This window comes from Microcystis sp. M179S2 (assembly GCF_020245805.1).
GTDB classification, from domain to species: Bacteria; Cyanobacteriota; Cyanobacteriia; order Cyanobacteriales; family Microcystaceae; genus Microcystis; species Microcystis aeruginosa.
In genome coordinates this window covers 1-9,263 of sequence record NZ_JADBUE010000245.1, presented here as the reverse complement: position 1 = coordinate 9,263, position 9,263 = coordinate 1, and the positions used below count along the sequence as shown (strand labels likewise).

Annotated in this window: 8 protein-coding genes and 1 pseudogene; 8 read left to right on the top strand and 1 reads right to left on the bottom strand. The window is 44.9% G+C overall.

The features are described 5' to 3' along the window. The 3 genes and pseudogenes from IM500_RS15165 to IM500_RS15155 form a co-directional block, all read left to right on the top strand. Positions 1-206 (top strand): annotated as a pseudogene (locus tag IM500_RS15165) (hypothetical protein); the annotation flags it as partial. Positions 207-291: 85 nt separating this feature from the next. Next, the gene (locus IM500_RS15160) at positions 292-528 is read left to right on the top strand and encodes a ribbon-helix-helix protein, CopG family (RefSeq protein WP_103112639.1); all 237 of its coding nucleotides are present in this window, start codon (positions 292-294) and stop codon (positions 526-528) included. Beyond that, positions 528-926: a type II toxin-antitoxin system VapC family toxin gene (locus IM500_RS15155; RefSeq protein ID WP_103112640.1), complete on the top strand. Its 399-nt coding sequence runs from the start codon at positions 528-530 to the stop codon at positions 924-926. Before IM500_RS15160 ends, IM500_RS15155 begins: the two co-directional genes overlap by 1 nt. Positions 927-1,149: 223 nt before the next feature. On the opposite strand, the gene IM500_RS15150 is transcribed toward IM500_RS15155, so the two are convergent. Beyond that, a complete protein-coding gene (locus IM500_RS15150; protein WP_287738855.1) occupies positions 1,150-2,235 on the bottom strand; it encodes a molecular chaperone DnaJ in 1,086 nt (361 codons plus the stop codon). 522 nt (positions 2,236-2,757) lie between these two features. Here IM500_RS15150 and IM500_RS15145 point away from each other — a divergent pair. From IM500_RS15145 to IM500_RS15125, 5 genes are all read left to right on the top strand, one after another. Further along, the gene (locus IM500_RS15145) at positions 2,758-4,116 is read left to right on the top strand and encodes a CmpA/NrtA family ABC transporter substrate-binding protein (protein WP_190722123.1); all 1,359 of its coding nucleotides are present in this window, start codon (positions 2,758-2,760) and stop codon (positions 4,114-4,116) included. Between the two features lie 112 nt (positions 4,117-4,228). Next, positions 4,229-5,059 (top strand): nitrate ABC transporter permease, encoded by an 831-nt coding sequence (gene ntrB, locus IM500_RS15140; protein ID WP_190722122.1) that lies wholly within the window; start codon positions 4,229-4,231, stop codon positions 5,057-5,059. 70 nt (positions 5,060-5,129) lie between these two features. Next, positions 5,130-7,148: an ABC transporter ATP-binding/substrate-binding protein gene (locus IM500_RS15135; RefSeq protein ID WP_287738854.1), complete on the top strand. Its 2,019-nt coding sequence runs from the start codon at positions 5,130-5,132 to the stop codon at positions 7,146-7,148. Positions 7,149-7,265: 117 nt separating this feature from the next. Next, positions 7,266-8,105, top strand: a complete 840-nt coding sequence (locus IM500_RS15130; protein ID WP_272082423.1) for a nitrate ABC transporter ATP-binding protein — start codon at positions 7,266-7,268, stop codon at positions 8,103-8,105. 355 nt (positions 8,106-8,460) lie between these two features. Then, a complete protein-coding gene (locus IM500_RS15125; protein WP_190722119.1) occupies positions 8,461-8,934 on the top strand; it encodes a phosphate-starvation-inducible PsiE family protein in 474 nt (157 codons plus the stop codon). Positions 8,935-9,263 lie beyond the last annotated feature (329 nt).

Below are 9,263 nucleotides of genomic sequence, written 5' to 3'. Positions count from 1 at the left end.
TTTTTTCCCTTTTTACCCTCATTCCCTATTTTTTCTTTTTCCTTTTCTTTCCCGCCCTTAGGCGGGTCGATTTTTTTGAGAAAATGGCGTTAATGTTAAATTTTATTAAGGCAATGAAAGAATTATCGGTTATCAGTTGGGAAGGTGGTGTTATATTATGGGCAGTAAAGTTGCTCAAAAAGCTGGTCAGTTTGCTATTAGAATAGTAAACGCTGATAAATATCTCAGCCCAGAAAAGAAAGAAGTTATCCTGTTATAATAAAGTTAATTGATATTTGCTTAATTTAAGTTATGAACTTCAACCTTGATCTGGAAGATGAATTAAGTCAGCAACTACAGGCTTTATCTCACTCTACAGGCAAATCCCAGAATGCTTTGATTCGAGAAGCAATACAGCTTTTAATTACCACAAAAGAACAGTCTCAATGGTCGTCAACTATCCTTAATTTTCAAGGGGTAAGTGATGGTATTATTTTTGAAGCTTATAGAGAGGAACTTTCCCCACCTAGAGAAGATGAGGTGATTTAGTGCTGGTTTTGCTCGATACTTGTACGATTAGTGATTTTGTCAAAGGTGATAGCAACACTCTAGTGCAGATCAAAAATCACTCTCCTAGGGAAATTGCCGTTTCTGCGATAACTTTAATGGAAATCGAATATGGACTATTTCTTAACCCAGCGAAGGCAAAGAAAATAAGACCCATTCTTGACGAATTTCTTGCTTCTATCTCAATTCTTGCCTTTGGCAATCAAGAAGCCATTTGCGCCGCTCAAATTAGAGCAGCTCTCAAACAATCCGGCACTCCCATTGGTGCTTACGATCTGTTAATCGGTGCAACCGCGATTACTCATAATCTTAAATTAATTACGGCCAATCCCCAAGAATTTGCTCGTATTCAAGGATTATCGTGGGAGAATTGGCGTTAAAGCTAATCGCCTAACTAATTCGAGAATATATAGGGTTTGCTGAATAAATCTAAAAACCTTGTTGGCTAAGACTTTGAGACTTTTTGAAAATCAAAAAGTGCCAGATATAGGAATAATTGGGGGGAAAATTCAGGGACTTTTTCCCTGAAAATTAGGTAAAACCCCACACTCGGCCCCCACGAAAAACTTTTTGCCGCATACCCTAAATACTGGCTTTCTCTCTTCAACGGCTGATTGTGCGAAGTTGCTGCAGAAGTTGATCAAGAATGTCTTCCATCTCTTCCGGGCTGCTGCCCATATTCCTGGCCGGTCCGCGCAGAAACTCTTTAACCGTTATCTTTTTATCGCGGAAGTCACGGACAAAATTATAGATTTTTTCGGTGGATTGAACTTGTAATTTCATCTCCTCTAGCATTTGCTCAATCGGGTCGATGCCATCCTTCTCACAAGCGCGACTGGCCCTCACCATCTCGCCTTCCGGGGTATTTCGCACCGAGCGCAGTTCTCTTTTCAGGTTCTCGTATTGCTTTTTGAGTAGTTCGTTATTGGTTTCAACCTTCTCGCACTGTCGTTTAAGGTCGCTTTCCGATGAGCCTTCAACCTCGAAAGAGTCCCCCATTTGATACTGTCGTTCGATTTCCAGCAGTCTGGCAATATCTCCCTCTTTATAGGCGCGGTTGACTTCCTTCATAATCTCGTTGTGACGCATCCGAGTTTCGGGATCCGTAACCTTGTCGGGGTGAAAAATCTCGGCCATTCTCAGGAAAGTGCGGCGTATTTGTCTAGATTCAGGAGATTTAGGCGAGCTTTCAGGTGATATCTCTGTTCCATCATCGTGACGGCCGTAGGAGTCTCCCCCAGAGAAGAAATCCTGCGCGGATTGCTCTGATGATCCTTCCGGTCCTTCGTCTCCGAAAAGTTCGTCTAGTTCTTCATCTCCATCGTCAAATTTTGGGCTAATCACCCCCGTTAACTGAAGTGTCTCGTAAATTCCGAGAATGCTTTTCTTTGTCTGCTGCCCCATTTTTCTAGCAGTGAGGATTTCGTCAAAAAGGGCGTGTATTTCGCGGTCGAGGTCGGTAAGTTTTTGATAGAGGGGTTGCCCTCTCTGGAAAATCTCCGTCGCCAGGGAACGCATCTGGTCGAGGAATTTCTTCAGTTCGTTGCGTTTTCTGCCAATCTGCTTGAGGAGCCACTGATGCTCCTCCTCTAAAGCTTGGAGACGAAAATGTAGGGAAGACAGAGCCAAGGAAGGAGAGGTAGGCGAATCAGAGGAGTTCGGTGATTTCGGCTTTTTAGATCTGGTCATTACTTTGGGGTGAAAGCATATTGTCCATTCTACCAAGCCAGAAGGAACTGGATTCCCAAAACTCACCGTTGGCTCATTTTATTGTTTCTCCCACCTCCCCAATTCCCCAATTCCCCAATTCCCCAATTCCCCATCTCCCCACTTCCCCATCTCCCCACTTCCCCACTTCCCCAATTCCCCAATTCCCCAATTCCCCACTTCCATCACCCCATCACCCCTGCTCCGGCGCTCCTGCGGAAAACTTTTTCGGCAAGCTCCAGATAGGCTTAAGTCGCTATAAACTAGATATATCAATGGTCTTAATTAATTCTTATCAATCGAATTAAATTTTTGTAAATAAAATTCTCGATCGGATTAATTATTTTTTCCAAATTCCGCTAGACTTATTTAGTAAGTTCAATCGAGTTTAGATATTCCATAGCTAAATTTCTATAGCACGGGCTAGAAGGAAAATTTAGCGAGGGATTCCTTGACCCATAATTCAGCACACATATTTGCTTTAGCAGCAGGTAGGAGGACTCTATGTCAAATTTTTCGAGACGGAAATTTTTAACCACAGCGGCAGTTTCAGCGGCAGGGGCTGTTGTCCTCAAAGGTTGTGTGGGTAATCCCCCCGACACTACGGGTGGAACCACCACCACCGCGCCCGCTGCCCCGGTTGCTTCTCCGGTTGCGGTGGCCCCCGGAGAGGCCCCCGAAACCACCAAAATTAAATTAGGTTATATTCCTATCGTTGAGGCTGCACCTTTAATTATTGCCAAGGAAAAAGGCTTTTTCGCTAAACACGGGATGCCCGATGTGGAAGTCTCCAAACAAGCAAACTGGGGTTCCGCTAGAGATAACGTCGAAATTGGCGCAGATGCGGGCGGAATTGACGGGGGACAGTGGCAAATGCCCATGCCTTACCTAATTTCCGAGGGACTAATCACCAAAAATAACGTTAAAGTCCCCATGTATGTGTTAGCGCAGTTAAACACCCAGGGTAACGGAATTGCGATCGCAGGTAAACACGAAGGCAAAAATATCGGTTTAGACCTAAAACCCGCCAAAGATTACATCCTCGGCATGAAAACGACGGGAACTCCCTTCAAAGCTGCCTATACTTTCCCGAAAGCTAATCAGGACTTCTGGATTCGTTACTGGTTAGCCGCCGGTGGTATTAACCCCGATACGGATATTAACCTAATTGCCGTACCCGCAGCCCAAACCGTGGCCAACATGAAAACCGGAACCATGGATGCGTTTAGTACCGGCGATCCTTGGCCGGCGAGAATTGTGGCTGATCAGATCGGTTTTATGTCAGCTTTAACCGCAGAAATCTGGCCCTATCACCCGGAAGAATACCTCGCTATCCGCGCCGATTGGGTGGATAAAAACCCGAAAGCCACCAAGGCACTATTAAAAGGAATTATGGAAGCGCAGCAATGGCTCGATCAGGAGGCAAATCGAGCAGAAGCGGCGGCAATTCTCGCTAAACCGGCTTATTTCAACCTCAAAGAAGAACTTATCGCCGGTCCCCTCAAAGGAATACAGAAAATGGGTGACGGTAAACCGGAAATCACCGACAAAAATAAAGGGGTTTTCTACTGGAAAGATCCTGCTGGTAGCGTTTCCTATCCCTACAAGAGTCATGATCTCTGGTTTTTAACCGAAAGTGTTCGTTGGGGTTTCTTGCCGAAAGAAACTTTAACCACTGCCTCAGCATTAATCGACAAAGTTAACCGCGAGGATCTTTGGAAAGCGGCAGCCACAGAATTAGGAGTTCCTGCGGCCGATATTCCCACCAGTACCTCCCGGGGTGTCGAAAAATTCTTTGATGGCAAAACTTTTGATCCTGCCAATCCCCAAGCTTATCTCGATAGTTTGGCGATCAAAAAATAGCGAGCTTTTCTCGATAGGCTAGGGGCATAAAATATCTAGTCTATTAATCCCAAAAGTGTTTTCTTCTCTTCCCAATCCAGTAACTTTATCTTCAACAAAGGAAAACGGCAAAATGGCAAGTAGCGTCAGCAGAAAAAGTAACGGTGGTTTCAACTTCGGTAAATTCTGGAAAAAGCATTCCCAAGACATTCTTCCCCCTATTATCGGTACCCTGGGTTTTCTGATTGTTTGGCAATTAGTCTCGATGCTGGGATTAATCAAATTACCCCCCCCATCCGACCTAATCACCAATGAGCGTACCCGTACTTATTTAATGTATCCTTTCTTTGATCGTGGCGGCATTGATAAGGGACTATTCTGGCAAACTTTAGCCAGTCTGCAACGGGTATTAATCGGTTATTCTTTTGCCGCAGTGGTTGGTATTGGTGTTGGGATTATGGTCGGTTTAAATTCCTTCTTAAATAAGGCCCTCGATCCCCTTTTCCAATTCCTGAGAACAGTTCCTCCTCTTGCTTGGGTTCCCCTATCTTTGGCCGCTTTACAACAAAACCAACCAGCTGCTTTATTCGTTATCTTTATTACCGCAGTTTGGCCGATTTTGATTAATACCACCGTCGGTGTCCAACAAATTCCCCAAGACTATATCAACGTTAAACAAGTCTTGCAATTGTCCAACCAAAAATTCTTTTTCAAGATATTAATTCCCTCGGCTCTTCCCTACATATTCACGGGTTTGAGAATTGCGATCGGTTTAGCTTGGTTAGCGATTATTGCGGCAGAAATTGTTATGTCGGGTATCGTCGGTATCGGTTTCTTTATCTGGGATGCCTACCAAAATAACTACATCAGCGATATTATTCTCGCGCTGTTTTATATCGGTGGTGTGGGTTTATTACTCGATCGCTTTATGGCCTGGTTGCAAAATCAAATCGTTCGTCAATAGGGAATCGATGGGGAAAATTTCCCCATTTTCAAATAACTGAAACTTGAGCCAATTTAAGGAGAAAAAAACTATGAGTTTGTTTGTCGCTGTCGATAACATTGATAAGGTCTTCCCTCTCAGTGGTGGCGGTGAATATGTGGCCTTGAAAGGGATTGATTTACAGATAAAAAAAGGGGAATTTATCTCCCTCATCGGTCACTCTGGTTGCGGAAAATCAACCCTCTTAAACATGATTGCTGGTTTAGATTTGCCCACGGAAGGAGTGGTGACTTTGCAAGGTCAAAGCATTAAAAAACCGGGACCTGATCGCATGGTAGTCTTCCAAAACTATTCCCTTTTACCCTGGTTAACTGTCAAAGAAAATATTACTCTGGCCGTCGATCAAGTTCTCGCCCAACTATCAGAAGACGAAAGAAAAGCTGAAGTCGAAAAATATATCGATCTGGTCAATCTTCGTCATGCAGTGGATAAACGTCCCAACGAATTATCGGGGGGGATGAAACAACGGGTAGCGATCGCTCGCGCCCTAGCCATTCGTCCGAAAGTGCTGCTTTTAGACGAACCCTTTGGCGCGTTAGATGCCCTGACTAGAGGTAATCTACAGGAACAGTTAATGCAGCTGTGCGAAGAATACGAAATGACCTCGGTAATGGTGACGCACGATGTGGATGAAGCGGTGCTATTATCCGATCGCATCGTCATGCTCACCAACGGTCCCGGCTCAAAAATTGGCGGTATTTTGGAAGTAGATATCCCCCGTCCCCGCAAACGCATGGAAGTGGTGGAACACCCCAGTTACTACAGTCTCCGGAGCGAGATTATCTATTTCCTCAACCAACAAAAACGGATCAAAAAACTGCGCGCCCGCAAAGTCGAAGTAATTGCCCGTCACGGTTTAGAAAAAGTCAATCTAGAAATCGGTTTTGTTCCCCTCACCGCTTGCGCGCCCCTAGCAGTGGCCAAAGAAAAGGGATTCTTTACTAAACATGGTCTAGATGAGGTGAATTTAGTCCGGGAAACCAGTTGGCGAGGGGTTGTGGATGGGATCGCAGGGGGATTCCTCGACGGGGCGCAAATGCCTTCAGGAATGCCCACCTGGTTAACCGTCGGTGGTTATCAGGAGCAACCTTTGCCGATTGTCAGCGCCCTGACTATGACTCGTAACGGTAACGGTGTCACCCTCGCTAAACGCTTCTATGACGAGGGAGTGATTGACGGTAACGCCTTAAAACAGATGCTATTGGAATCGAAGGAGCAGCGCCATATTTTTGGCATGGTTCACCCCTCCTCCATGCACAATTTGCTCCTGCGTTACTGGTTAGCGGCAGCGGGAATTGACCCCGATAAAGACGTTCACCTCGAAACTATTCCCCCGGCCCAAATGGTAGCCGACCTGAAAACCGGTAGTATTGACGGTTACTGTGTCGGTGAACCCTGGAATCTACGGGCTGCCATGGAAGGTATCGGTTACACCGTCGCCACCGACTTAGAAATCTGGCAGGGCCACCCGGGTAAGGCCCTGGGAGTCCGGGAAGATTGGGCCAATAAATACCCTAATACCCATGTCGCTTTAGTCAAAGCACTGCTGGAAGGTTGTCGCTACTGTGCCGAGGAAGGGAATCAGGAAGAAATTCGTCAAATCCTCGCCAGTCGTCAGTACCTTAGTACCAATATCGATTATATCCAACTGGGTGATCCCAACTCCTACGCGTGCAGTCTCGATCGACCGATGAAAGAATATGCACACCATCTGTTCTTTGGAGAAGGGGTAAATCGTCCCAGTCGTACCGAACACCTCTGGATGATGACCCAAATGGCGCGCTGGGGCCACATTCCTTTCCCCCGTAACTGGGTAGAAATTCTCGAACGCGTCTGTCGGGTGGGTGTCTTTAGTACCGCGGCCCGGGAATTGGGTCTAGGGGATATTAAATATCGTCGCACACCGATCCTGTTATTCGATGGTATCGAGTTTGATGCCGAGGATCCGATCGGTTATCTCAATAGTTTAGAGATCAAACAAAACATCACCATGGCCGAAGTGGCTATTGATGCTCGTCCTAGTGCGGTGGAACCCCGTAAAATCGCCTAACCAGAGGTAAAAGGGGAGATTTTCTCCCCTTTTACCTCTAAAATATGATCCCATTGGATTAAGCCCTGCAACTCTGCCACTTTCTACCTGTCTTTCGACTTTTTAGCGACTATAATCATGTACACCACCACCGACACAGTTAACCGAGCAACCCAGGCCCCCAGTAAAGAAGCTTTTGTCACCATTGAAGGAGTTTCTAAGGTTTATGCCACTCCCAGAGGCCCCTACACCGTCCTCAAGGATGTTAATCTCAGCATCAATGAAGGTGAATTTATCTGCGTGATCGGTCACTCTGGTTGCGGTAAATCGACCCTATTAAATATGGTGTCGGGTTTTTCTTCTCCCACCGATGGCATCGTTAAAGTTAACGGTAAGAAAATTACTAAACCTGGGCCCGATCGCATGGTAGTGTTTCAAAACTATGCTTTATTGCCTTGGTTAAGCGTTTTTGAAAATGTCTATCTTGCGGTAGATGCGGTGTCTCCCAATGCTCCAGAGGCACAAAAACGCTCGATCGTGCGCGAACATTTAGCCATGGTGGGTTTAACCGAAGCTATGGACAAAACCCCTCCCCAAATCTCCGGGGGGATGAAACAACGGGTTTCGATCGCTCGCGCTCTTTCTATCCGTCCGGAAGTATTAATTCTCGATGAACCTTTCGGTGCGTTGGATGCGATTACCAAAGAGGAATTACAGGAAGAATTGCTGAAAATCTGGCAAGATAAACGCTGTACGGTGTTGATGATTACCCACGACATCGATGAGGCTCTTTTCCTCGCTGATAAGCTGGTAATGATGACCAATGGACCAGAAGCGAAAATCGGCGAAGTGATGAATATTCATTTCCCCCGTCCCCGCGATCGGGAGAGAATTATGGAGGACCCTGAATATTATCGTCTGCGTAACTATGCCCTCGACTTCCTCTATAATCGTTTCGCTCACGATGATGTTAGCTAGATGTGAGCATTTGTATTAGTTTGGGGTGCGGTTGACTTAACAGCGATCGCACCTAGATTTTTTTTCTGGGGAAGCCTTCTTCAAGTAAAATTATCTCTAACTAGGTAAGTAGGTAGGCACAATTATTTGTAGGATGGGTTAGCGGTAGCGTAACCCATGCGGGCGTTGGGTTTCATGCTTCAACCCAACCTACGTTCATTTTATATTTAATTCCACCCACCCACTTAGATGTTAAAAATTGTCAGATACTCCCCTTATAAAGGGGGGATTAAGGGGGGATATACTTACTTGTTAACTAAATAGAACAATTAGCAATCAAATACAATAATAATTTTTACTTTTTACTTAATCGATCATGCTCAAACAGATACGGAAACTACTTATCAATTTTGGTCAACAATGGCGCGATGAAGATTTCATGAGGTCGATTCATCTCATCGAAAACATAGTTTCTAAGGTTTTATCCGTAGCCTTAATTGTTGTTATTATTGTTTCTCTTTATGATTTAGTAGTTATCCTAATCAAAGATTTATTTACCACGGAACCCATCGGTTTTTTTAGCAAAACTTTAATTGAAATCTTCGGATTATTTCTCAATATTTTAATCGCCTTAGAGTTATTAGAAAACGTCACTGCTTACTTAAGAAAACACATCGTACAGGTTGAATTAGTCGTAGTTACTGCCCTGATTGCCATCTCTCGAAAAATTATTATTTTTGATCCCAATAAATACAGTAAAGATGATTTAATTGCCCTCACCGTGGGAACCCTAGCTTTAGCGGCAAGTTATTGGTTAATCAGAAAAGTTAATCGCGATAATCGCTCTTGAATTAAGGGAAAGGGATAGATTTAGAAAATCTATCCCTTCTAAATAGGGTTTGCGGCAAAAAGTAGGGGCGAAGCATTCGGATAGGAAATCTAGGGTTTCAGCGATAGGTTATGCCCGAATGCTTCGCCCCTACAGGACGCGGGCCGATGAAGATGTAAGGTTTTGAAACATGATTCTCTCAAAATCTTGCACCTGTTTCGCTCGTAAAGCCCCAAAACCCTTACTTTGCCTACATTTCACATTTATTCAGCCAGCCCTAGGGCTGGCTGAATAAATGTGAAATGTAGGCAAAGTAAGGGTTTTGGGGCTTTACGAGCGAAACAGGTGCA